The following is a 24,340-nucleotide window of genomic DNA, read 5'->3' as shown; positions in this document are numbered from 1 at the left end:
TGATTCTCCACTGTGATTTGGGTTCGATTGTCGCGACGAAGCGGATCTGGATCAACCACTTGCCGCAGGATTTGTTGCAGTTTCAACCAATGTCTCAGCCTCACCCCCATATGGGCATGGCGAGTCGATGGAGCATGCTGTACTCAAGCGTACCCCTTATTATGGCGCCCATGATTTGGGACCCTCGCTGATGCGCCGCTATTTTCTGCTGTTACTGTGCTGGCTTAACCAGGCGCAGGCCGATCCTTCCCTGTTGAATGATGCTGAGTGGCGCGCCGCACGCGATCCCGCCTTCTACCTCAGCCAGCTCGACACCCTGGCGGGTCAGGATATGGAGCTGTTTCACGCCAGATCCCTGGCCAAGGCACACTTGGGTGACTACCGGGGCGCCCAGCTCGATAACGCCAGGGCCAGGGCGCTGGCCACCAGCCATCAGGAGTCATCCCGGCAACGGGATTTCCAGCTCTATCAGATAGCTCTCGTCCTGGATACCGCCGCCCCCGATCAGGCCTTTACTCTGCTCGCTCAACTCAAGCCCGCACTGCAAGGCGATGGAGCCCAGCGCGCTCAGTGGCATGCCCTGAATGGCTTGGCACTCTATAAAACCAATCAGCTGCAATCTGCCATTGCCGAGCTCAAGAGTGCCTTCTTGCTCAAACGCCAGCTCAAACAAGAGAGCAAGACGGCTCAGTTGCAGTACATACGGTTGCTCATCACCCTGGGCAACCTCTATGCCGACATAGGTCTAGGTCAGGAGGCAGAGCAGCACTATCTGGATGCTCTGCAGCGTACTCTGAGTCTGAATGAACCCAACAGTCAGACCCTCATCAAAGCCAACATGGCGCGACTCTATCTCGACATGGATCGCCCGGCACGGGCCCGCCAGCTACTCGATGGCCAGCTGGCCAACCCGACCCTATCCCCCGACTATCGCGCCGCCATGCTGGGTTATCTCGCCATGGCCCTCAATGCCGAAGGTAACGGCTCGGCGGCGTTGCGTCATCTGGATGAGGCTGATGCACTGTATCAACAACTCGGCTACCCGGCCCCCCCCGGTCTGCTGACGACCAGAGCTGCTGCTCTGCGCAGTCAGGGCGACACAGGTCGCGCCCTGGCACTGCTCGATGGCGCCAAGACCCTGGATCTCTCAGGCAAGGCGCTCAGGGCCGAACTGCTGGCCGAGCAAGGCAACTATGCCGCCGCCTACCGGGGGCTCAGTGACTATCACGCCGACTATCGCCAGCACTTCAACCGAACCCTGAGTGAACACGCGGCCGCTTTCCAGGCGCAAATGGATTTGGCCCGTAGCGAGAGCGATAACCACAGACTGGTACTGGAGAACGAGCGGCGGCGCCAGCAGATAGCCCACCAGCAGAGCGCCCGCAACTATCAGATGATGCTGGTGATGCTGCTGCTCAGCGCCCTGCTGCTGCTCGGCATCACCACTCACCGCCTGCATCGCAGCTCCCGCCGTCTCTACCGGCTGGCCAGCTTCGATCAGCTGACCGGGCTCGCCAACCGACACGCACTGCAAGAGCGGTTGCAGGCCCTCTGGCAGCGGGAGGGACCTCTCTCCCTGATCATCATCGACATAGATCACTTCAAGCAGATCAATGACCAGCACGGTCATGGTGCAGGGGATGTCGCCATTGCCCGTCTGGGGCAGGTACTTGGGGAGTGGGCACCGGATCGGGAATTGATCGGCCGCTGGGGTGGGGAGGAGTTTCTGGTTGCCATACCGCTACCGGCGCAAGATTGCTGGCACCTGGCGGAGCAGTTGCGCCAGCGAGTGGCCACCGAGCGGGAACCCGGTCGCCCCGTGATGACCATCAGTCTGGGGGTCGCTGGCCGGGAAGATCCTCATGAGACGCTCACTCAGCTCATCCACAGGGCTGACATGGCCATGTATCAAGCCAAGCGCCAGGGGCGCAACCAGACGGTGCTGGCGGCGCCGCCGCAAACTGTGGTCACTCTGTCTCGCAGCCTGGCCTAGGGTTGCAGCTCGCCGAGCGCCTTGATGTTGACCGGTGCCTCGTAATCCACGCCGGGCAGGTCGAAGCCGTTCAGCTGCAGAAAATCTCGCTTCAGCCCGGCGAAATCCCCCATGCTCGCGAAGTTCTGAGGGGTCAGCTTGGCCCAGAGTGCCGATACCGCCACCTGCACCGCCGGGCTGAGCTCATGGTCATCCATGCGGATCAACCGATGACCATCGGCCACCACCCCTTGAGCGCCGTACATCTTGCTGGCAAACAGGCGATGCATCTGTTCGATGCACCCTTCATGCAACCCTTGCTCCTTCATGACCCCCATCAACAGACCCAGATAGACGGGCAGCACGGGAATATAGGCACTGGCCTTGGTCACCAGTGCCTTGCATACACTGACCCAGGCGTGGCCACCAATATCGGCAAGCTGCAGGTTGATCGCCTCGGCGGTGCTATGCAGGTGCTCCTTGGCATAGCCTATGGTGCCGTCTCGATAGAGGGGATAGGTGGACTGCGGACCTATGTAGGAGTAGGCCACCGTCTGAACCCCGGGGGCCAGGCAGTCTGCGGCCTGCAACGCCTGCAACCAGAGCTGCCAATCTTCCCCCCCCATGACGGTAACCGTATCGCGGATCTCCTCGGCACTGGCCACCGGCAGTGTCTGTTCTTCGAGGGCATAGCGCTCCAGGTTCAGTCCCAGGCCGGTGAAGGGTTGGCCCGTGCTCTTGAGTACCGAGCGCACCTGACGGCCATCTGCCATTACCCGCAAGCCGCTTGCCAATGAGTAGATGACCAGATCCACCTGCCCCCACTGCTGGCGGATAGTCTCGATGGCTTGCTGGCGCATGGCGTCCGAGAAGGCATCACCGATAAGATTGACGGCCAGTCGCCCCTCCTGTTCAGCCGCCTGCTTGAACCAGATGTTGTTGTACCAGCCAGCGCTGCCGATCCCCTTGTCGGAGGGGCCTCGCTCGAAAGAGATGCCCAGGGTATCGGCCCCGGCACCGAAGGTGAGTGCAATGCGCGACGCCAGCCCGAAGCCGGAAGAGGCGCCAAGGATCAACACCCGCTTGGGACCATTGAACTGGCCCGCGGCGCGGATTTCGTCTATCTGTTGTTCCACTGCGGCGCGGCAGCCGATGGGGTGGCAGTTGCGGGCGACACAGCCCTGGATCTGGGGACGGATGATCATGGCACTTCTCCAAAGGAACTGGCTTGAGCATAGCCAGCGGGGGAGGAGATGGCCTTGATATGGCGCAGCGCCCAACCAAGAAAAGGCGATAAAAAAACAAAGGGAGCCATAGGCTCCCAAAGCGGTATTCAGATGCTTCTTGTTATGTTGTGGTCCTTGCGAAACACCGGCTCATCCTATGCCCGGCGAGGAGAAGGGGCAAGTTGCCCGCTGTGACCCGCCTCATGTTTCCGCTCATTTTATCGGCGCACAATGACGGTAAAGGGGCCTGACTCACAAATGCAGAATCGCGGGATGCCCCAGGAACATAAAGCTGTGATGAGAATGACATTTTAGTTTCAAAAGAGATTGGTATAGTGACAAGAATATCTGTGAGGAGAATCCCATGAGTGGAACCCATTACAAGCATGTGCTGGTCGCGATCGACCTGTCGGAAGACAACCGCAAGGTGATCGAGAAGGCGGTCGACAGGGCCATCTCCAACGGCGCCAAGCTGTCGGTGATCCACGTCGATGTCGACCTCAAGGATCTCTACACCGAGATGATAGATATCGACATCGACAATGTGCAGGATCAGGTGATCGCCGAGGCCAAGGAGAAGCTGGAAGCCTTCCTGGCCCCCCTCAACTTCCCTATCGAGAAGAAGCTGGTGATCTGCGGCGATCTCAGCGAACGGGTCAATCAGGCGGTGCACGACTATGACATAGACCTGCTGGTCTGCGGCCATCGCCAGAGTTTCTGGAGCCTGCTGACATCCAGCGCCCGTCAGCTGATGAACACTGTTCCTTGCGACCTGCTGGTCGTGCCCTTGCAGAAGTGATTGAACAGGCGTAGCTTGGTTGGCCATGAACATGACCATTTTCAATCACGATTTCTGGTGGTGCTGCTCCTAAACAGGCGGCGCTGCTTTTCTATGTAAAATTTTCCGAAGAAAACACCGTGACCGCCGAGAGGCGGTCATTGTTTTTTCCTTTGTCGCCTCCCGGCTCACCCCAACTGGAGAGAGTGACATGCAAACCCCCATCATACTCACGGGCGATCGCCCCACCGGCAAACTGCACATTGGCCACTACGTCGGCTCCCTGCGCCAACGGGTGCTGCCGCAACAGACTCACCGCCAGTTCGTGATGATTGCCGACCTGCAGGCATTGACCGACAACGGCCAGGACCCGGCCAAGGTCACGGGCAACGTGCTTGAAGTCATGGCCGACTACCTGGCCGCCGGACTGGACCCCGCCAAGACCACCTTCTGTCTGCAGAGCGCCCTGCCCGCCCTCCCCGAGCTCACCTGCTACTACCTCAATCTGGTCAGCGTCGCCCGGCTGGAGCGCAACCCCACCGTCAAGGCGGAGATCCAGCAAAAAGGATTCGCGCGCAGTCTGCCAGCGGGCTTCCTGGTCTACCCGATCAGCCAGGCTGCCGACATCACGGCCTTTCGCGCCACCCATGTCCCGGTCGGGGAGGATCAGCTCCCCATGCTGGAGCAGACCAACGAGATTGTGCGTCGATTCAATGGATTGGTGGGGCAGGAGGTGCTGACCGAGTGCCAACCCATACTGAGCGATACCGGCCGCCTGCCCGGTATCGACGGCAAGGCCAAGATGTCCAAGTCCCTCGGCAACACCATAGAACTCGGCATGTCCGAGGCGGAGATCAAACAAGCAATCCATGCCATGTATACGGACCCTAATCACCTCAAGCTGAGCGATCCGGGTCAGGTGGAGGGCAATGCCGTCTTCACCTATCTGGATGCCTTCCATCCGGACAAGGCATTGGTGGCCGAGATGAAGGCTCACTACCGACGTGGCGGCCTGGGGGACATGCGCTGCAAGCAGGTGCTGAACGACTGCCTGCAAAACCTGCTCGCCCCCATGCGGGAGCGGCGGCAACAGGCAATGAGCGAACGAGGCGAACTGCTCAATTTGCTGCGCCAGGGCACTGAACAGGCACGTGGCGTCACGGACAGCCTGCTGGGCGAGGTGAAGCGGGCCATGGGCCTCAATTACTTCGGCTGAACACCCGCAGCTCCCCGATGGCCGACTGCATAAGGGGGAGCAAGGCGCTTGGCCAAGGTCAAGCCAGCGGGCTATCCGCCAAGGGGGGTCAGGCCATAATGCGCCAGCGCCAGGGCATGCAGCTCCCCCTTGAACCAGCGGATCGCCTCGTCATGGGCACTCAGGGGGTGCCCCGCCATCAGGTAGACGATGGGAATGGCTGGCTCGAGTTGATGGAGTTGCAGCGGATAATCGCGACTAAAGTCACGACCTATCATCTCGGGCACCACCACCAGATAGCGCCTGGACGCCATCAATTGGGGCACCGCCATGAAGCTTGGCAATCTCACCCCCAGCTCCCGCTCCACCCCAAACCGCGCCAACCAGAGATCCACCATGGCCTGGCTGTGGCCCCAGCTCGAGGTGTGGATATGGGGCTTGCTCACCAGTTCCCTAGGCCCGAGTCGCTCGGGCAGGCCGCTGTCCATGGGAGAGAGGCAGACCAGGGGGTTGCTGAACCAGTCTTCCCGCCACAAGCGGGGGGAGAGATGATCCGCCCCGGCAAAGCCCACTACCAGATCCAGCTCCCCCTTCTCCAGCTCCCGCTCGTAGTCGCTGGCGGCCAGCTCGCACACCTCCAGGCGGCAATGGGGCGCCAGCCGATGGAGCAGCTCGACCATGGCGGGTACCAGGCCGTGTTCCACCGACCCCGGCAGGGCCATGCGAAACACCCGGCGGGCACTGGCAGGGTCGAACCCCTTGGCCTGGCGCAACCCCTGCTCCAGCATGGCCAGCGCCTGGCGTACCGGCCCGGCCAGGGCCTTGGCACGCTCGGTCGGCATCATCTCGCGCCTGCTCATCACGAACAGGGGATCGTCCAGCGCCTGACGCAGTCGGCCCAGGGCATGACTGACGGTAGATTGGGAGAGATGCAGCCGTTCGGCGGCCCGGGTGACGTTGCGCTCCTGCATCAGGACATCGAACAGGGTGAGCAGGTTGAGATCGAGGCGGGCGAGGGAGAGTTCCATCGATATTGACCATAGGCTAATGCCAACAATTCATTTTTTACATAGTAACAGAGTCCCTAGAATGCCCCCATTCATTGCATCATCGACAACGAGAAAGACATGCGTAGTTATCTGTTACTGCTGGCCATCGGCCTGCTGTGGGGCTCCCAGTTCATCTTCATGCATCAGGCCGTGGCCGAAATGCCTCCTATCCTGGTCGCCGCCGGGCGGGCCCTGTGCGGCAGCCTGACCCTGGGCCTGCTCTGCCTCTTCATGCGCCTCAAGAGCGAGCATACCCCCTGGCGCACCTACATGCTGATCGCCCTGCTCGATGCCACCATCCCCTTCATCATGGTGGCCTGGGGTCAGCAATATGTGGACAGTGCCATCGCCGCCGTGGTGATGGGCTGCATCCCCTTCGTCACCATCTTGATGGCCCCCCTGTTTATCTCCGGTGAGAAGATCACCAAGAGCGGCCTGCTCTCCGTGGTTGTCGGCTTCATCGGCGTGCTGGTGCTGTTCTGGCCCAAGCTGTCCGGTGGCATGAATGCCGGTCTGATCGGCGCCGTGGCCATACTGTTCGGGGCCAGCTGCTTCGCCATCGGTCTGCTGATGATCAAGCGCTTCGCCAAGGACCACCCCGTGGTGGTGGCACGCAACATCCTCATCTCCTCGGCTATACAGCTGCTGATTGCAGCCCCCTTCCTGATCGATCTCGACAGCCTGACCCTGCCGAGCCAACAGGCCACCATCGCCGTGGTGGTGCTGGGCATCTTCTGTACCGGTCTGGTCTACTTCCTCTACATGGCCTTGATCCAGAAGGCTGGCCCGACCTTCGCCTCCTTCAGCAACTATCTGGTGCCGCTGTTTGGGGTGGTACTCGGGGCCCTCTTCCTCGGTGAGCAGATCCACTCCACCACCGGGGTCGCGCTGATGTTGATCCTGGGATCTGTCGCCATGAATCAATGGGCCCAGCAGCGTCGCAATCGTCGGGAAAGCCTGTGTCAGGCATCCTGACCTCCCTCTGTGGCGGCCTGGTGCTGATTGCCGGCTGGCAGTATCGCCACAAGCTGGCAGGCTTGATCGGCCTCTTGATGGTCCTGCTACCCTGGCTGTTTGACCGTCGGCTGCAAGCCATCCTGAGCCAGGTCATCAATGCCTGATCTCTCTGGCTCGACGCCCGGCCGGCTCAGCCATGCGGCAAAAGGTTTGTCCTCCAACCGGCGCTTGCGCCGGTTTTTTTATGGCGGCGATGCGGCATCCATCAAGCTGTAGCGGTACTCGAGACGCTCGTTCTTGCGGGGCCCCTGGATCTGCCACTTCAGCCGAAAGCCGGATGCCTCCTCCACCAGCTCTGCACTGTAGTGATCCTGGCCGCACAGGTGAGGCTCATGGGTCTGCCAGCGGCCCGCCACCGAACGCAGCTCGAACAGCAGCACCGGGCTCTGATAACGCAGATGAGAGAGGCTGACGCCCGCCGGGGTTCGTTGCCACCAGAAGCGGTTCGTCATGGCCAGCACCTTGCCGTGAGGCGTCTGATAGTGACCCTGCTCGTCAAACAGCCACCCCTCCTGATGGCAGGTCACCTGCACCCTGCCCTCGCCCCGCCCCGTCCAGTCGGTGGCCGAGCCCGCCCCATTATTCCCTTCGAACTCAAATGCGCCTATCTGTGGCAGCAGCTGCCATAAACGCTGGATCACAGCTTCCATCTCGGCCATCATAGCGCCCTCAAAATTGACAACTGACGATAAATCAAACACATGAACTACTTGATAGGGGTCACCCTGCTCTGGTCCTTCTCCTTCAGCCTGATCGGTGTCTACCTCGCAGGCCAGGTCGATGCCTACTTCTCGGTGCTGACCCGCATCCTGCTTGCCAGTCTGGTGTTTCTGCCCTTCCTGCGAAAGCGCTGGCTGCACCCGGCCCTGGCTCTCAAGCTGATGGCCCTCGGCGCCATCCAGCTCGGCCTGATGTACCTCTTCTACTACCACTCCTTCCTGCTGCTGACGGTGCCTGAGGTACTGGTATTTACTATCTTTACCCCCCTCTATGTCACCCTGATCCACGATCTGCTGGAGCGGCGCTTCAAACCTGTCTATCTGGGGGCTGCCGCCCTGGCGGTGCTGGGCGCGGCCGTCATCCGCTTCGATGGTCTGACCGAACGCTACCTGCTGGGCTTTCTGGTGGTACAGGGGGCCAATATCTGTTTCGCCCTGGGGCAGGTGGGTTACAAGGTGCTGATGGCCCGTGAGCCAGAGCAGCCACCACAGCATGCGGTGTTTGGCTGCTTCTATCTGGGAGCCCTGGCTGTCGCCCTGCCCGCCTGGTGGCTGCTCGGCAAGCCACAATATCCCAGCACCGGCTTGCAGTGGGGCATCTTGTTCTGGCTGGGAGTGGGTGCATCCGGGCTGGGTTACTTCCTGTGGAACAAAGGCGCCACCCTGGTCAGCAGCGGCGTGCTGGCCATCATGAACAACGCCCTGATCCCGGCGGGCCTATTGGTCAACTTGCTGCTGTGGGGACGCGACACCGATCTGCTGCGCCTCACCCTTGGCGGCCTGCTGATGCTGGCCTCGCTCTGGCTGTGCAGACCCGGGCGGCCGGTTCACGCCTGACCACGGCGCTCTTCATGGCAGGCCTTCCTAGCCCGCGAGGAGCGCGCTAGCCGATGACCTGATTGTGCTCCTGACGGGCCTGACCGTGGCAGGAGGCGAGCCGGGCCAGCAGATGATCGATCTGTTCTCCCGGTTGATGCTGCACCAATCCGATGCTGACGGTGACTGGCCGCTCCGGCAGCAGGCTGGCATCGGCAATTTCGAGCCGTAACCGCTCGGCGATCTCCAGGGCATCCAGGCGCTCTATCCCCGGCAGCATCAGGATGAAGGTATCGTCATCCCAGCGGGCGAAGGGATCATCCTTGCGCAGTTCGTGACGCACGATACGCGCCAGTTTGGCTAGCATGGTGTCGCAATCGGCTTCACCAAACAGCTGCAATATCTTGGCTCTGTGATCCACGGTCAGTTGCAGCAGGCAGAAGGCGTTCTCCTGGCCGAGGCGTTCATTGAGCCTCTGTTCGAAATAACCGCGGCTCTCGAGCCCGGTCAGCGGATCCGTGCCCTGTTGCTCCGCCACCGGGGAATGGGAATGGCGACAGCGACGCACCACCCCAAGCAGCGAGCCGTCCGGCTGGCGCTGAGCTCGCTCATCGAGACGGATATAGTGGCCATCATGATGCAGGATGCGATAGTCCAGACGCAGTGAGTCCCGACCATGCAGACAAGCGGCAAATGCTTCGAGCACCCGAGCCATGTCATCCGGGTGTATCCGTGCCAGCCAGCTCATCTCATCGAGGGTATCTTGCGTGAGACCGAGCAACGCAAGACAGGATGGATCCCGCTCCATGGCCTGCGGCTGAGACCAGCGCCAGACGCAGGCATCCATCAATTGCATGGCCTCCGCCATCAGGGAACTATCCAGCCGAGTCACTGTGTCCGCTAGCGGAGCCTTCAGTACATCCATCAAACGCCTCTAAACCATGAAACTTGTGTGAACCCCAATAAGTAGCATCGAGGCAAGGGATCGGCAATCCGCACCAAGGAGTTTGTGATGAAAAAAACGCGTCAGCTCGGAAGGGCAAGCGACCCTCAGCCGGAACCGCACCTCAAGCCTCACCGAGGTTAACTCCGATAACCCTGCATCAGGGTCTGCCAGTTCTCCGGCACAAAGTGGAAGCTGGTGTGCAACTGGGCTTCTTTATTGAAAGAGCGCAGCAATCGCTCCAGATTGGCCTGCTGCCAACTGCCGGGAGCGCGGATGGCCCCTTTATCAAAGTCGATCACCCACACCTTGTCCGCCTTATCGAGCAGCAGATTGTGGCTGTTCAGATCCGCGTGATAGACGCCGGCATCGTGCAGTCGGCGTATTGCCTGACCCACCCCTAACCAGATCTCTGCCGCGACAGGACCCCGTTTGAGCAGGGCCACCAGATCCTTGGCACCGCGAATGCGCTCGATCAGAATATCGGCCCGGTAGAAGGGGCCCTGCTTGACCATGCGTGCTCCGAACGGCCTGGGCACCGGCAACCCCTGACGGCTCAGGGTATCCAGCAGGCTGAACTCGGCCATGGCACGGCTCGATTCCACCCCCTCGAACCAGAAGCGATCCCGTACCACCCGACCCACCATGCCGCCGCGATAATAGTGGCGCAGCACCAGATGGCACGACTCCTCCTTCACGAACCAGGTCACACCACGGCCGATGGCCGAGCCCACGACCTTGCCCTGGTTCTGCCACCAGACGGGGTCGAATAGTCTGGGCGAGGGATTGTTGAAGAGTTCATCGGCAAACCAGCATACCTGGTTCTTGTCGGTTTGAATTTGCATCTGGTGGGTTCCGGGCAGTCATTGGCCGCAATTTTACAATCCATGGTGGAGTTTGCATAATGCCATTCATCGATTTCCCATCTATTGCGCCACATCATGCTGCCGTTCCAAACGCCACCCTCTTCAATCTGTATATTGCGGCTCTCCGCCATTGGTGATTGCTGCCACGCACTGGTGCTGGTGCGGGTCATTCAGCGGGAGTGGCCGAACACCCGTATCACCTGGATAACCGGCAAGCTGGAAGCAGGGCTCTTTGCCGATCTGCCCGGTGTCGAGGTGATCCCCTTCGACAAGAGCCAGGGCTGGCGTGGCTATCGCGCGCTGTGGTTGCAGCTCAAAGGCCGCAAGTTCGATGCCCTGCTTCATCTGCAGGCCGCCCTGCGTGCCAGCATCGCCACCCTCGGCATCCGGGCCGGAGTCAAGTTAGGTTTCGATCGGGAGCGGGCCAACGATGGTCAATGGCTGTTCACCAATCACAAGGTGCCCTCGCCAGACTCCCCTCATGTGCTGGACGGCTTCCTCGCCTTCGCCCGCGAGCTGGGCATTAAGGATCTGACCCCCGATTGGCAACTGCCCATTCCCGCCGAGCAGCAAGCCTGGGCCAAGGCGCAGATTGCCGGTCAACCGACCCTGCTCATCTGCGCTGCCGCCAGCAAGCCGTTCAAGAACTGGACCGCAGCTGGCTACGCCGCCTTGGCGGATCATGCCAACCGCAAGGGCATGCGGGTGCTGCTGTGCGGCGGCCCGGCCCAGCTGGAGCGGGATCTTGCCGGGGAGATACAACGCCTGAGCCACAGTCAGCCTGTCGACCTGGTCGGCCAGACCAATCTCAAGCAGTTGCTGGCGCTGATCAAGGAGGCGAGCCTGGTACTGGCTCCGGATACCGGCCCCACGCACATGGCAACCCTGGTCGGCACCCCCGTCATCGGCCTCTATGCCCATCACAATCCGGCTCGCACCGGCCCTTATCTGGCCCGGGATCGCGTCGTCAGCGTCTACCAGGAGCTTATCGAAGCCGAAACCGGCAAGCCCCTTGATGCGCTGAGCTGGCGTACCCGGCTCAAGGATCCCGATGCCATGGCCAAATTGCCGGTCGAACGGGTGATCGCCCGCTTCGACGAATGGTGGCAACAAAGGTTCAAAGAGGGCAATCCATCGAAAATCCCGAGCAGTCAGCGAGAGATAACCTGATAGTCTCCCGAGTATTTCCTCGCCAGAATAGCCTCTGCGTAGAGGCAACTCTCGCAGCAAGCTACGAATCCTTTGATCGGCTGGAATATGATTCCGGCCGTTTTTTTATCTGCGGCCATCTGCTACCATCTGCCGCCTTTACATCCCCCTGCTGCTTAATTTTCTGTGTTTTGTGCTTGGCTGTCGCCCCGAGGGGCAGGAGACGGCGCTCTCTGCTACAACCAAAACACGGCGAACGTTTAAAGGTACTGACATGGCGCAACAAGGCACCCTCTACATCATCTCCTCCCCAAGCGGAGCGGGTAAGTCCAGTCTGATCAATGCCCTGCTCAAGCAGCCGGAGGCCGCTGGCCGTATGCAGCTCTCCGTCTCTCACACCACCCGCGCCATGCGCCCGGGGGAAGAAGACGGGGTCCACTACCATTTCGTGCCGGTCGACGAGTTCAAGGCGCTGATCGAGCGCGGCGACTTCCTGGAGTGGGCCGAGGTGTTCGGCAACTACTATGGCACCTCAAGAGAAGCCATTGAGGCCTGCCTGGCCCAGGGAATCGATGTCTTCCTCGATATCGACTGGCAGGGGGCCCGCCAGATCCGCGAGCAGATGGAAACGCAGTCCATCTTCATACTGCCGCCGAGCCGTCCCGAGCTGGAGCGTCGCCTGATTGGTCGCGGTCAGGACAGCGAAGAGGTGATCCGTGGCCGCATGGCGAAAGCCATTGCCGAAATGGTGCACTACGATGAGTATGACTATGTCATCATCAACGAAGAGTTTGAGGTGGCGCTGTGCCAACTCAAGGCCATCATAGAGAGTCAACGGTTGAAGATGTGTCGCCAACAGCAGGCGCAGCAAAACTTGCTGCAACAGCTACTGGCGGAATAAGCTAAAACCAAGTACACTTTTGCGTCATTTTTAAACACCGTCTTTTAAACACTAAAAGTCTAAACACTGGAGTCTGCATGGCACGCGTTACTGTAGAAGATGCTGTAAAACAGGTAGGTAACCGTTTTGACCTGGTACTGGTCGCCGCGCGCCGCGCCCGTCAGATCGCGGTTCAAGGTAAAGACCCCCTGGTTGACGAAGAGAACGACAAACCGACCGTGATCGCCCTGCGCGAGATCGAACTGGGTCTGGTGAACAACCAAGTGATGGACACTCAGGACCGTTACGAGCAGCAAGAACAGGAAGCTGCCGAGCTGGCTGCCGTTGCTGCCATCGCCGAAGGGCGCGGTTAAGTCCTCCGAGTCGGCACCCGCCCGGGTGCCGACTGTCTTCTTCCCCCATTTACAACCGCTCGAAAACCTCGCAAACTCAGGGCTATACCCTCAATACCACGGATTGCTGAATTACCGCAGCGGGGCATGTCTTGTATCTATTTGAAAATCTTAAAGAAGTAGCCAGTTCCTATCTGCCATCCGAGCAGGTTGAGAAACTCAAGCAAGCCTATGTGGTAGCCCGTGACGCTCACCAGGGTCAGATGCGATCCAGTGGTGAACCCTATATTACTCACCCGGTGGCAGTTGCCCGCATCCTGGGCGACATGCGTCTGGACCACGAGACCCTGATGGCGGCCGTACTGCACGATGTCATCGAGGACACCCCGGTCACCAAGGCAGAACTGGCGGAGCTGTTCGGTGATGCCGTGGCCGAGCTGGTTGCCGGCGTCTCCAAGCTCGACAAACTGAAGTTTCGCGATCGCAAGGAAGCCCAGGTTGAAAACTTCCGCAAGATGATGATGGCCATGACCCAGGACATCAGAGTCATCCTGATCAAGCTCGCCGATCGCACCCACAATATGCGAACCCTGGGCTCTCTGCGCCCGGACAAGCGTCGCCGCATCGCCCGGGAAACCCTGGAGATCTTTGCCCCCATCGCCAACCGGCTAGGTATTCACACCATGAAGAACGAGCTGGAAGAGCTCGGCTTCGAGGCGCTCTATCCCATGCGCTCCCGGGTACTGCGCGAATCAGTGCGTCGCGCCCGTGGCAATCGCCGGGAGATCATCGATTCCATCCAGAGTGAAATCCAGGGTCGGTTGCAGGAGTCCGGCATCGAGGCGCAGATCAGCGGCCGCGAGAAGAACATGTTCTCCATCTATAACAAGATGGAGAAAAAAGAGCTGCAATTTCATGAGGTAATGGATATCTATGCCTTTCGCGTCAAGGTGAAGGACATAGACACCTGTTACCGGGTGCTCGGGCAGATGCACAACCTCTACAAGCCACGCCCCGGCCGCTTCAAAGATTACATCGCCATCCCCAAGACCAACGGCTATCAGTCGCTGCACACCTCCCTGGTCGGGCCCCACGGGGTGCCGGTCGAGGTGCAGATCCGTACCGAATACATGGATCAGATGGCCGACAAGGGGGTTGCCGCCCACTGGGCATACAAGCAAGATGGCGACAGTTCGGGCACCACGGCCCAGATCCGCGCCCAGCGCTGGATGCAGAGCCTGCTCGAACTGCAACAGAGCGCCGGCAGCTCGTTCGAATTCATCGAGGGGGTCAAAACCGATCTCTTCCCGGACGAGATCTATGTGTTCACCCCTGAGGGTCGCATCATGGAGCTGCCCACCGGCGCGACACCGGTCGATTTTGCCTACACAGTCCACACCGACATCGGCCATGCCTGTGTCGGCGCCAGGGTCGACCGCCACCCCTACCCGCTGAGCAGCCAGCTTCAGTCCGGTCAGACGGTGGAAATCATCACGGCGCCCGGTGCGCGCCCCAATGCCGCCTGGCTCAACTTCGTGGTGACCACCAAGGCCCGCTCCAAGATCCGCCAGTTCCTCAAGAACCTGCGTACCGAAGAGTCAGTGGTGCTCGGCCGCCGCCTGCTCAACCATGCCCTGGGTGCCAAGAATATCGAAGACATTGCCGAGAGCCGCATCAAGCAGGTGCTGACCGATACCAAGCATGAGAACCTGCAGGGGCTGCTGGCCGATATCGGTCTGGGCAACGCCATGAGCGTCATGGTCGCCCGCCGCATGCAGGATGAGGGGCTGTCCCAGGGTGATCAGCCCAAGAACAGCAGCAAGAAGATGCCGATCAGGGGTGCCGATGGCATGCTGGTCACCTTCGCCAACTGTTGCCGCCCCATTCCCGGCGATGCCATCATCGCCCACATCAGCCCGGGCAAGGGGCTGGTCATCCACCAGGAGTCCTGTCGCAACATCAAGGGTTACAGTCGCGAGCCGGACAAGTACCTGCCGGTACAGTGGGAAGTGGATACCGAGCAGGAACAAGAGTTCAAGACCGGTATTCACATCGAGATAGTCAACCATCAGGGCGCCCTGGCCGAGTTGGCCAACGTGATTGCAGCCACCGGTGCCAACATTCACGCCATCAGCACCGAAGAGAAAGATGGTCGCGTCTATCTGGTCACCCTGCTGATCACCACCAAGGGCCGCATTCATCTTGCCAACATCATGCGCAAGATCCGCGTCATGCCCAACGTGCTCAGGGTTGGCCGACAGAAGAACTGATACCACAGGCGGCGCAAGCCGCCTGATGCTTTCATTGAGGCGCCAAGGCCCGCTCATGCACGAGCGAGCGCCCGTGCCAGATAGCGGCACAGGCACCACAGACTTGATAGAGACAGCCATGACCCCCGAACGTTACCAACGTATCTCCAACATGCTGGCCATGCGCCAGCTCGACCTGACCGTCTGTCTGGAAGAGGTCCACAAGCCTCACAACCTGGCCGCCATAGTACGTACCGCCGATGCAGTGGGGATCCACAGGGTTCACGCGGTCTGGCCGAAGAACAGCATTCACAAGCGCAAAGGCACAGCCCGCGGCAGCCAGAACTGGGTCGATATCTCGCTCCATGGTGATATCCAGAGCGCCATCACCGACCTCAAGGCCTCCGGCATGCAGATCCTGGCCACCCACCTGGGGGAACAGTCGGTGGATTTTCGCGAGATTGATTACACCAAGCCCACCGCCATCCTGTTCGGCCAGGAGAAGTTCGGCATCACTCCGGAGGCGCTGGCCCTGGCCGATCACCATATCGTCATCCCCATGGTCGGCATGGTGCAATCCCTCAATGTCTCGGTCGCCGCGGCCGCCATCTTGTATGAGGCCCAGCGCCAACGTGAGCTGGCCGGTTGCTATCAACGCGGCTGTCCCCTCGACGCCGAGGAGCAGAATGCCATCTTGTTCGAGGGGGGCTACCCCATCTATGCCCAACTCTGTAAAGAAAAAGAGATGCCCTACCCGCAGCTGGGTTCCCAAGGCGAGATCCTGGCCGATGACGCCTGGTGGCAACGCATGCAGCTGACCCGCAAGGGCTGGGCTGCGCAACAAGATGACCCCCTGGATATGGAGTGTCCATCCGATGAAATTTAGCTGCCTGCCCCTGCTGGCCCTGACCCTGCTATCCGCCGGAGCCCTAGCCGTGAACAATCCCTATCAGCTCACTACAGAAAGTGAGGTTCCCGCTCTCCATCAACAGATACTCCCCGAATTCTGGCGCGACCACGCCCGCGAGGGGGAGTTTCAGGGCAAGGCTGGGATCCCCATCCGCTACGCCGTGCTGCGCAATCCAGACAGCGATCGCGCCATCATTATCGTCAACGGCCGGGTAGAGACCTACCTCAAGTATCAGGAGCTGGCCCGGGATCTGTGGCGTCAGGGCTATAGCCTCTACCTCATCGATCACCGTGGCCAGGGGCTCTCCGGCCGCCTGCTGGCAGACAAGGAGAAGGGGTATGTGCTCGACTTCGAAGACTATGTCGCCGATCTCAAGCAGTTCCACGATCAGGTCGTCATGGCCGACAAGCCCGCCAAGCTGTTCCTGCTGGCCCACTCCATGGGTGGCGCCATCTCGGCTCGCTATCTGGAACGCTGGCCGGATGACATAAAGGCGGCCGCGCTCTCTTCACCCATGATGGGTATCAACCTGGGGGGCCTGCCCCACTGGCTCGCCAAGGGAGTCGCCGCCACCATAGGCACCGTCGGAGGCTGGTTTGGGGAGCCGCCCTATGGTCCCGGGCAGGGACGTTATCAGGATCAGGGCTTTGCGGACAACGAGCTGACCCACAGTGAAGTGCGCTATGCCGCCTTCCGCCAGCAATATGAACAGACACCTCAGGTCAAGCTGGGCGGCGCCACCGCCCACTGGATTTATCAGGGCATGGTAGGTGGCGAACGCGCGATCCAGGAGGCTGACAAGATCAAGACACCGCTGCTGCTGCTGCAAGCGGGCGCCGACAGCGTGGTCGACAACCAGGCCCAGCTCGATTTCTGCCAGCGCGCCCCCTGCGAGGGAGGCAAGCCCCTGCGTATCGAGGGTGCCTGGCACGAGCTGTTCATCGAGAGCGATGACAAACGCCTGCCCGCCCTCACCGCCATTCTCGACTTCTTTGGCCGCTATTGAACCCGGGCATGCCGCCATCTGCGTGGCGGCATACTTCACAAAACACTCAAAAGCTGCGTATTTTTTGTAACCCTAAATAAATGGGGCCAGTGGGATGGCTGGGGTAAACTGCCCCGGCATTCACGTGAAACCGAGGTAACGATGTTCAAGGTAGTTGTATCCGATCTCGACGGTACCCTGCTCAACCAGCAGCACCAGATCTCCCCCCGCACCCGCGACACTCTGCACCGCCTGGTGGCCCAGGGCATCAAATTCGTGGTCGCCACCGGCCGCCATCACGTGGATGTGCGCTCCATTCGAGACTCCTTGGGATTGGACATCTATCTCATCACCTCCAATGGCGCCATGGTGCACGATAAGCAGGATCGGCTGGTGTTCAACCAGTCCCTGCCAAGCGAAGTGGCCGCCGAGCTGATCGCTCTGCCCCGGGATCCCAGCATTCATCTCAACATCTACCAGGGGGATGAGTGGCTGGTGGAAGAGGAGCTGCCCTGGTTGCTCAACTTCCACGATGAGTCCGGTTTCAGCTATCGACTGACCGATCTCCAGAGCTGTTCGAAGGAGCAGATCAGCAAGGTGTTCTACATCGGCGAACACGAGAAGCTGCTGAGCATAGAGGCCGAACTCAATGCCCGGTATGGTGACCGCCTCAATGTCACCTTCTCCCTGCCGGATTGCCTCGAGGTGATGCACGCCGGGGTCCACAAGGGCAATGCCGTACAGGCCGTACTGGCCCAGCATGGGCTGGATATGTCCCAGGCGGTGGCCTTTGGCGATGGCATGAACGACTTCGAGATGCTGGACATGGTTGGGCGCGGTGTGGTGATGGACAATGCCCATGACCGCCTCAAGCTGGCGCTGCCCGAGCACGCACGCACCCTGAGTTCCGATGAGGATGGGGTGGCCGTCTACCTGGAGCAACTGTTCTCGCTGCCCGCCTGAATCACCCGGTCATAAAAACGCCCCTGACTGAGTTGGGGGCGTTTTTTTTATCGGATCTCAGCCAGCGGCTAGCGCTTGAACCTGTGCTCACAGGCCTTGCAGAAGAACTCCTCGGAGAGACCTCGATCCAGGGCACGCCCCACTAGCCAGCCAACGGTTCCGGCGCCCAGGCCGCCGAGCAGACCTCCACAGATAGCCCCCAGCAGAGCCCCAAGGGGGGTGCCAAGACTCCCCAAAGTTCCTCCCCAGATGGCACCTGCCTTGGCGAGGGTCGCCGCCCCCGCATAGCCCCCCGCGGCCCCAATCCCCAGCGAACAGGCTCGCCCCACCCGCTCATCCAGCACCTTGTCGACCCCCTCGCGCAAACACCTTGGACATCTCATAGCCATCCCCTCGCAGACTCAGCCCCCTGATTATTGGTCAGAAATACCTCAAGGGCTCCCTCAATGGACAAATACCGAATTTGGGCCCTCACTAACCCAAATTCCGCCATCCAGGGTCGCGATCCGTGACTCCTGTCGAGATCAAAGATTCGCCAGCTCCGATAATGTGGCCCTCCTCCCTCACCACGGCGACGCCCCCATGACCCTTCTGAACAACCTCTCGTTTACCACCAAGTTAAGGGTACCCATCCTAGTGGTGTTGCTCATCATGTCCACCGTGATGGCGGTGGCCTACCGCAGCTTCAGTGAACAGCAGCGGATCAACCGGACGGTAACCGAACAGATATTGCCGGTTCAGAGCGCCCTGGAGGATGCCTACCGGGATCTCTACCAGATAGTGGCGGCGGGCCAGGGGTTGATCGTCGGTGGTCTCACCGAGCGCAACCTCGCCTTTCAGCATCAGGAGTTCATCGACAACAGCAGCAAGGCCAGAGCCCGGCTAGCCGACGTACAAGGCCTGATCGCAAGCGGCCTGCTCGGGGCTGAGCATCAGGCCAGCCTGGATCTGATGCTGGCAGAGTTCGATCGCTGGTTGCCGCACTATGGCGCCCTCTGATGGCTCTGATGGCTCTGATGGCTCTGATGGCTCTGATGGCTCTGATGGCTCTGATGGCTCTGATGGCTCAGGGTGAGCCTGATCAGCTCTGTGGCTTGAATAACTCCTTGTCCAGATTATGTTTTTTCATGCGCAGGTAGAGTTTTTTACGGGGGATACCAAGGTAGTTGGCGGCCTCGGCCACCCGGCCGGAGAAGAGGAAGAGCGTGTCCTCTATGATGCGCTTTTCGTACTCTTCGACCAGGTCGTCGAGGGGCTCCCGGGCATTGGCAGCCGGTATGGCTCGCTCAACCCCGGCCAGCTTGATGATGCCCACGGCATAGAGCTCGGCCACGTTGCGCAGCTCCCGGATATTGCCGGGCCACTGGTGGCGCTTGAGGGTCTCGAGATAGGGTCTGTCCACCTGGGGCAGGGGCCGGCCTATCCGCTTGCAGCCCTGACGCAGGAAGGTGCGAAACAGGGGAATGATGTCACAGCTGCGCTCGGCCAGGCGAGGCAGCTTGATCCTCACCTGAGAGAGATAGTAATAGAGCTCGGGCATCAGCAGATGCCGCTCCACCAGCCGCTCCGGGGCCTCATCAAACAAGGCGATGGTGCGCTGCGCCTTGCTGCCATTGCGCTCCTGCTCCAGCAGATAACTCCCCAGCCAACGCTGGCTCTCCGGGCTGAGCCGGGCGGGAGCCTGTAAGACCAGCGTCCCCTTGGCACAGAGGGTCAGGCTCGCCCTGATCTCGGCCAGTTCGGGGGAGGTGGCGCCATCATGGACATGCAGGGGACCCTCCTTGCGATCGCTGATGCTGTGCAGCAAGGTGGCCAGAGTATGGCGTCCGCAGCCAGGCTCCCCCTCCAGCATCAGATCCTTGTCGGTCTGGGCCAACTGGTTGAGCTGCTGGCGGATGGCCACTATCTGCGGACTGGTGCCGATCAGTTGATGATCGACCGCCGTCTGGATCTCGCTGCGATGGGACAGTATGTTGCGCCTCTGTTCGAGCGCCCTGGCCAGCAGCGCCAGCAACGCCTCCGGGTTCAGGGGCTTCTCCAGAAAATCGAAGGCACCCTGCTTGACCGCCTTGACCGCCAGCGGTATGTCGCCATGGCCCGTGATCAGGATCACCGGGATCTCGGCATCGATCCGTTGCAGCTCGGCCAGCAGATCCAGGCCATTCATCGCCGGCATATAGATGTCTGAGATCACCACTCCGGGCCAGTGCGCGTCCAGCAGGGCCAACCCCTCCTCCGGACTGGTGGTCGCCTTCGGCTGATAGCCGGACAGGGTGAGCAGATGGCAATAAGAGTCCAGCACATCTTCATCGTCATCCACCAGGAGCACATCGGGGATACGACTGCGGGTTAACAACATGGGCAATACTCCGTCATGCATGGCCATCGGCGCCCGTGGACACATCGACCTTATCGGCAACAAATTCCAGCACCACCATGGCGCCCCCGGACAGGGCAGAGCCCAACCAGACTTGACCATGGCAACGTTCCAGCAAGGAGCGGCAGATGGTCAGCCCCAATCCCAGCCCCACCGCTTTGCTGGTGGTGAAGGGGGTGAACAGCTTGGGTAACATGGCCTCGTCAAAGCCGGGACCACTGTCGCAGATCGCAATGCCCAGCCGCCCGCCCCCCAATTCGATTGCAAACAGGTTGATCTCCCGTCGCTCCCGGCCAGCGATGGCATCCAGCGCATTCACCAACAGATTGACCAGTACCTGCTCCACCAGACCCGGGTCGGCCTGGATCCAGAGCTCGGCGGGCAGCTCATTGGACAAACGACAGCCATCACGCTTGGCCCTGTTCTCCACCAGCAGCAAGGATTGCTCTGCCAGTTCATGCAAGTCTAGGCGGCACAAAGCACTGGTTGTTGGCGATTTGCGGGCAAAATTGCGCAACGCCGTGATGATGCGGCTCATGCGCTGGGCCAGCCGCTCTATCTTGTCCAGCTCTTCGCCCAACCCCTGACCCTCCTTGGCCGCCAGCTTCACCCGACTGGTATAGAGGTAGGTCATCATGGCGGACAGGGGTTGATTGAGTTCGTGGGCCAGGCTGGTCATGGCCTGACCCACCACCGCCATCTTGGCGGCCTGGATCAGTTCATCCTGGGTTTGCAGCAAATGGCGCTGCGCCTGCTCCCGCTGGGTTACCTCCTCGGCCAGCCGCTGGTTATTCTCGGTCAGCGCCAGGGTGCGCTCCGCCACCAGCCGCCCCAACTCACGGGCCGTCAGCTCCTGGCGGGTCACGTCCGTGATGGTGATGATGAACTTTGGCCTCCTGGCCTGTTCGAAGCGGCGGAAATTGAAATGGAGAAAGCGCACCTCTCCCACCAGCTCGGCCGAGAGGGTGCACTCACTGCTGCCGGTCTGCAGCAAGGGCTGATCGGGTTGGAATTGTGCCGCCAGTTGGGCGCCAGCCTCCCCGGGGAACACTTGCCAGAGCGGCTGCTCCGGCTCGATGGCTGTCTGCTGAAACAGGGCCAGCGCACTGGGGTTGACCGACTCTATGGTGCCATTCGGATAGCAGGTGATCAGACTGGCCTGGGTATTGTTGATGAGATTGAGGGCATTGGTTCTCTCCATCTGCTGCAACTGCTCGCAGAAGCTGCGCAGGCTCTCCCCCAGCCGCCCTATCTCGTCACGCCCCATCGTCTTGATGGGCTGATCCAGTTGGCCGGCCGCCACCCCGGCCAGATCCTGGCTGAGGATATCGAGGCGCTGGATCAGCCGCCGTCCGATCAATACCACCAGTACGAAGCCACTGATCAGCACCGAGGTACCCAGTACCACCAGGATCACCCGCTTGCCGGTTGCCACCTGACGACTGCTGTCCTGCGCCAGGGTACGCAGGGCATGGTTGGCATCGGTGACCAGCAGGCTCACCCTGGCATGGTAGCGGGAGACGGAGCGATCGAGCAGGGGACCTAATGCGATGAGCTGTTGCTGGGTGCGCACATCCTCCGCCAGCAGCCGTTGCAGCTGGCCACCGGGTTTGACCAGGGTCACTATCTCTTTGAGGATCTGACGATAACTCACCGTCGAGGGGTAATCGGCGAGACGGGCCGTCAGGGTGTTTATCTCTGCTATTTTGTAGCCAATGAACAGGAAGGCGCTCTCCAGATCCTGTTGATAGCGTTGGCTGATCACCTCCTCCACCAGGCTCTGCAGCTCATTCTCCTTGAAGGTGAGATCCTGCAGGGTGGAGAACTCCTTGATGACCTCCCCCAGGAAACCATGCTGTCCCCCGTCTTCGACCATGCCGGTCAGATGCCATTCCATCTCTTGCAGCAGAGGGGCCACCTCATCCACCAGATCCTGATGCAGCCAGGCACTGCGTTTTTGTATCTGTGCCAATGTGGCCTGATGATCCATCTGCTGACGCAGGTAGTCCCCATGACGCTCTACCTGCCCCCCCAACTCGGCGAAGGTCTGACGTTGGCTCGGGGTTTCCTTGTTGTCAGGGGAACTGGCGAGGGAGGCCTGGCGCATCTCCTGCAAGGTCGTCGATACCTGACGGGAGAGGCGCTGATAGTCACCCAGATCCTCCGTGTCCCTGAGCTGGGCCAGCTGCAACAGCAGGCGCGAGCTGGCGCGCTCCAACTGGTAGGCCCCGTCGATAGCCGGCAGGTTCTCCTCGACGATCATCCCGACCTGGCGACCGAGCCTGTCCCACATCACATAAGCGGTGCCCCCCATGCCAAGGGTCAGTATCGTGATGGCGATGAAGGCCAGGGTGAGCCGCCGTCCCAGGGTACTGGGCCAGCGCAGCCACCAGCCTCTGCCCCTCATGGCTGCGCCGCCTGTTCGACCAGCGCCATGGCCGCATTCAGGTTGTCCTGGGTGAGTTGACGCCATTGATGCAGCATGCGCTCCGCCTGCGGGCTCGCCTTGTCCCCTTCGTAGAAATCGTCAAACAGCGCCAGCAGTGCCGGATCCTGCGCCTGCTGTTCGGTAAGCGGCGGTGTGCTGGCCCGCACCCTGGCCTGCGCGATCAGGGCGGCCCCTCTGCCGCTCCCGTTCCCATCGGCTTCGTCGATGCCTCGCCAGGTCAGCCGCAAGCTGGGCAGTTGCTGGGTGATGGTCTGCTCGAACAGCACTTTTAGCAGACTGGCACGGCGATAGAGCAACTCCTTGTCGAGCACGAAGTCCGTCTGCTGCGCCAGTTGCGGTTCTGTGAGTGTCACCTTCGCCATCTCGGAAGTACCGACCACGGCCTGTCCCTCGGCGGAGAGCAGGAAGTCGATGAACTGACCCGCCAACGCCGACTGTTGGCTGCCCTGCATCACCGCCAGGTAGGTCGGTAGTATCGCGCCCTGACGCAGGGGGGTGAAACCTATGTAGTCGAAGTGCGCCTGACTGGTGCGGGCATAGCTCTCTATGACCAGCCCCGCCCCTGCCAGGCCACGGCTGATGCCATCACTGACCCCGAAGCTGCGCGCCGTGATAGCGGAGAGATTGCCGCCGATCTGCATCAGGATGGCCCAGCCCTGCCGCCAGCCATATTGCTGCAAGATGCTCTCCACCATCATATGAGTCGTGCCGGACTGGGAGGGAGAACTCATCATCACATGCCCCATGAACACCGGATCCGCCAGACTCTGCCAGTCGTGCGGGACCGGCAGCCGGTATTTCTCGAGATAGCGCCTGTTATACATGATGCCGATCCCGGAGTAACCGACCACGGCCACCTTGCCGTCCAGGCCGAGAATATGCGGACTCAACCAGGCGGGAGGCTGGGTGTGCACGGGCAAGCGGGCGAGCAGGCCCGCATTGTCCAGTGAGTGGAAGAAGGTGGGGGAGGAGGAGAGCACCATGTCGACAGGGGCGCTATCCCACTGGCTCAGCAGCCGCTGGGCCGAGAGGGTGCGTCGGTAGATAACCTCAATCTTGACCTCGGGATGACGCTGGGTAAATCCCTCTACCATGGCCTGAGTCGGGCTCTCCGAGAAAGAGGTCAGCACGGTCAGCGCTGCCGCCTGAACCCCAGCGCTGCACAGCCAGCAGGCGATAGTGAGTATGAACAACGGTCGGCAAGGGCTCTGCATAAGGGGGGACGCATCCTGTGGTGAACGGATTTTGTGCGACAGCTCAAAGATCCGGAACATGGTGAAATATTCGTGGTCGGTGGCATGAGCCACTCCTGACCCATTCCCCCCCATTCATCCCTCTCATTTTCGGTGATCCCCCCAGATCGAACCAGCCGGAAGATGTCATTTATGACTCATCAAATCAGTCAGTTGAGTCATCTCTGACCCAAATTCTCGGCTTTGCTGAC

The 24,340-nt window shown here is 60.7% G+C and carries 23 protein-coding genes; 14 read left to right on the top strand and 9 right to left on the bottom strand.

Annotation, left to right across the window (positions count from 1 at the left end; genetic code table 11):
* Positions 1-190: 190 nt before the first annotated feature.
* Positions 191-1,993, top strand: coding sequence for a GGDEF domain-containing protein (locus tag ACSMDR_RS21045; RefSeq protein ID WP_436469610.1), 1,803 nt, complete (start codon positions 191-193; stop codon positions 1,991-1,993).
* Here the strand turns inward: ACSMDR_RS21045 and fabV are convergent.
* Positions 1,990-3,177, bottom strand: a complete 1,188-nt coding sequence (gene fabV, locus ACSMDR_RS21040) for an enoyl-ACP reductase FabV (protein WP_436469579.1) — start codon at positions 3,175-3,177, stop codon at positions 1,990-1,992. The two genes, ACSMDR_RS21045 and fabV, sit on opposite strands and share 4 nt — an antisense overlap.
* Before the next feature lie 385 nt (positions 3,178-3,562).
* On the opposite strand from fabV, the gene ACSMDR_RS21035 reads away from it, so the two are divergent.
* The gene (locus tag ACSMDR_RS21035) at positions 3,563-3,997 is read left to right on the top strand and encodes a universal stress protein (protein WP_005907393.1); all 435 of its coding nucleotides are present in this window, start codon (positions 3,563-3,565) and stop codon (positions 3,995-3,997) included.
* 190 nt (positions 3,998-4,187) lie between these two features.
* Positions 4,188-5,192, top strand: coding sequence for a tryptophan--tRNA ligase (gene trpS / locus ACSMDR_RS21030; RefSeq protein WP_436469578.1), 1,005 nt, complete (start codon positions 4,188-4,190; stop codon positions 5,190-5,192).
* Positions 5,193-5,263: 71 nt separating this feature from the next.
* Here trpS and ACSMDR_RS21025 read toward each other — a convergent pair whose 3' ends face one another.
* The gene (locus ACSMDR_RS21025) at positions 5,264-6,199 is read right to left on the bottom strand and encodes a LysR family transcriptional regulator (protein WP_436469577.1); all 936 of its coding nucleotides are present in this window, start codon (positions 6,197-6,199) and stop codon (positions 5,264-5,266) included.
* Positions 6,200-6,298: 99 nt separating this feature from the next.
* Between ACSMDR_RS21025 and ACSMDR_RS21020 the strand changes: the two genes are divergently transcribed.
* Entirely contained in the window at positions 6,299-7,195 is an 897-nt protein-coding gene (locus tag ACSMDR_RS21020) for a DMT family transporter (RefSeq protein ID WP_436469576.1), read from the top strand.
* Complete coding sequence (locus ACSMDR_RS21015; protein ID WP_005907397.1) at positions 7,180-7,341, top strand: hypothetical protein; 162 nt, start codon at positions 7,180-7,182, stop codon at positions 7,339-7,341. The genes ACSMDR_RS21020 and ACSMDR_RS21015 overlap by 16 nt, the downstream gene beginning before the upstream one ends.
* A 78-nt stretch (positions 7,342-7,419) precedes the next feature.
* Here ACSMDR_RS21015 and ACSMDR_RS21010 read toward each other — a convergent pair whose 3' ends face one another.
* Positions 7,420-7,899: a DUF6314 family protein gene (locus ACSMDR_RS21010; protein WP_436469575.1), complete on the bottom strand. Its 480-nt coding sequence runs from the start codon at positions 7,897-7,899 to the stop codon at positions 7,420-7,422.
* A gap of 39 nt (positions 7,900-7,938) precedes the next feature.
* Between ACSMDR_RS21010 and ACSMDR_RS21005 the strand changes: the two genes are divergently transcribed.
* Positions 7,939-8,793 (top strand): carboxylate/amino acid/amine transporter, encoded by an 855-nt coding sequence (locus ACSMDR_RS21005; RefSeq protein ID WP_005907400.1) that lies wholly within the window; start codon positions 7,939-7,941, stop codon positions 8,791-8,793.
* A 46-nt stretch (positions 8,794-8,839) separates the two neighbouring features.
* Here ACSMDR_RS21005 and ACSMDR_RS21000 read toward each other — a convergent pair whose 3' ends face one another.
* Complete coding sequence (locus ACSMDR_RS21000) at positions 8,840-9,697, bottom strand: GGDEF domain-containing protein (RefSeq protein ID WP_436469574.1); 858 nt, start codon at positions 9,695-9,697, stop codon at positions 8,840-8,842.
* Between the two features lie 158 nt (positions 9,698-9,855).
* A complete protein-coding gene (locus ACSMDR_RS20995; protein WP_436469573.1) occupies positions 9,856-10,560 on the bottom strand; it encodes a 3-deoxy-D-manno-octulosonic acid kinase in 705 nt (234 codons plus the stop codon).
* A gap of 84 nt (positions 10,561-10,644) precedes the next feature.
* On the opposite strand from ACSMDR_RS20995, the gene ACSMDR_RS20990 reads away from it, so the two are divergent.
* The 7 genes from ACSMDR_RS20990 (at position 10,645) to ACSMDR_RS20960 (ending at position 18,070) form a co-directional block, all read left to right on the top strand.
* Positions 10,645-11,751, top strand: coding sequence for a glycosyltransferase family 9 protein (locus ACSMDR_RS20990; RefSeq protein ID WP_436469572.1), 1,107 nt, complete (start codon positions 10,645-10,647; stop codon positions 11,749-11,751).
* Between the two features lie 253 nt (positions 11,752-12,004).
* Positions 12,005-12,631 (top strand): guanylate kinase, encoded by a 627-nt coding sequence (gene gmk / locus ACSMDR_RS20985; protein WP_436469571.1) that lies wholly within the window; start codon positions 12,005-12,007, stop codon positions 12,629-12,631.
* Between the two features lie 77 nt (positions 12,632-12,708).
* Entirely contained in the window at positions 12,709-12,984 is a 276-nt protein-coding gene (gene rpoZ, locus ACSMDR_RS20980; RefSeq protein ID WP_005307060.1) for a DNA-directed RNA polymerase subunit omega, read from the top strand.
* Positions 12,985-13,115: 131 nt separating this feature from the next.
* Positions 13,116-15,233 carry a bifunctional GTP diphosphokinase/guanosine-3',5'-bis pyrophosphate 3'-pyrophosphohydrolase gene (gene spoT, locus ACSMDR_RS20975; RefSeq protein WP_005897951.1) on the top strand — a complete coding sequence of 706 codons (2,118 nt, stop codon included), beginning with the start codon at positions 13,116-13,118 and terminating at the stop codon, positions 15,231-15,233.
* A gap of 118 nt (positions 15,234-15,351) precedes the next feature.
* Positions 15,352-16,098 (top strand): tRNA (guanosine(18)-2'-O)-methyltransferase TrmH, encoded by a 747-nt coding sequence (gene trmH, locus ACSMDR_RS20970; RefSeq protein ID WP_436469569.1) that lies wholly within the window; start codon positions 15,352-15,354, stop codon positions 16,096-16,098.
* Positions 16,088-17,128: an alpha/beta fold hydrolase gene (locus tag ACSMDR_RS20965; RefSeq protein ID WP_436469568.1), complete on the top strand. Its 1,041-nt coding sequence runs from the start codon at positions 16,088-16,090 to the stop codon at positions 17,126-17,128. The genes trmH and ACSMDR_RS20965 overlap by 11 nt, the downstream gene beginning before the upstream one ends.
* 141 nt (positions 17,129-17,269) lie before the next feature.
* Positions 17,270-18,070, top strand: a complete 801-nt coding sequence (locus tag ACSMDR_RS20960; RefSeq protein WP_436469567.1) for a Cof-type HAD-IIB family hydrolase — start codon at positions 17,270-17,272, stop codon at positions 18,068-18,070.
* Between the two features lie 68 nt (positions 18,071-18,138).
* Here the strand turns inward: ACSMDR_RS20960 and ACSMDR_RS20955 are convergent, their stop codons facing one another.
* Positions 18,139-18,453 carry a hypothetical protein gene (locus tag ACSMDR_RS20955; RefSeq protein WP_436469566.1) on the bottom strand — a complete coding sequence of 105 codons (315 nt, stop codon included), beginning with the start codon at positions 18,451-18,453 and terminating at the stop codon, positions 18,139-18,141.
* 199 nt (positions 18,454-18,652) lie between these two features.
* Here ACSMDR_RS20955 and ACSMDR_RS20950 point away from each other — a divergent pair, with 199 nt between their 5' ends.
* Complete coding sequence (locus ACSMDR_RS20950) at positions 18,653-19,069, top strand: hypothetical protein (RefSeq protein WP_436469565.1); 417 nt, start codon at positions 18,653-18,655, stop codon at positions 19,067-19,069.
* Between the two features lie 82 nt (positions 19,070-19,151).
* On the opposite strand, the gene ACSMDR_RS20945 is transcribed toward ACSMDR_RS20950, so the two are convergent.
* Genes ACSMDR_RS20945 through ACSMDR_RS20935 form a run of 3 tightly spaced genes read right to left on the bottom strand, consistent with a single transcriptional unit; the run spans position 19,152 to position 24,089 of the window.
* Positions 19,152-20,429 carry a sigma-54-dependent transcriptional regulator gene (locus tag ACSMDR_RS20945; RefSeq protein WP_436469564.1) on the bottom strand — a complete coding sequence of 426 codons (1,278 nt, stop codon included), beginning with the start codon at positions 20,427-20,429 and terminating at the stop codon, positions 19,152-19,154.
* Between the two features lie 13 nt (positions 20,430-20,442).
* The gene (locus tag ACSMDR_RS20940; RefSeq protein WP_436469563.1) at positions 20,443-22,854 is read right to left on the bottom strand and encodes an ATP-binding protein; all 2,412 of its coding nucleotides are present in this window, start codon (positions 22,852-22,854) and stop codon (positions 20,443-20,445) included.
* Entirely contained in the window at positions 22,851-24,089 is a 1,239-nt protein-coding gene (locus ACSMDR_RS20935) for an ABC transporter substrate-binding protein (protein ID WP_436469562.1), read from the bottom strand. Before ACSMDR_RS20935 ends, ACSMDR_RS20940 begins: the two co-directional genes overlap by 4 nt.
* Between the last annotated feature and the right edge of the window lie 251 nt (positions 24,090-24,340).

It is taken from the genome of Aeromonas molluscorum (assembly GCF_051376105.1).
GTDB classification, from domain to species: Bacteria; Pseudomonadota; Gammaproteobacteria; order Enterobacterales; family Aeromonadaceae; genus Aeromonas; species Aeromonas molluscorum.
This window is presented reverse-complemented; position numbering and strand designations above follow the sequence as displayed.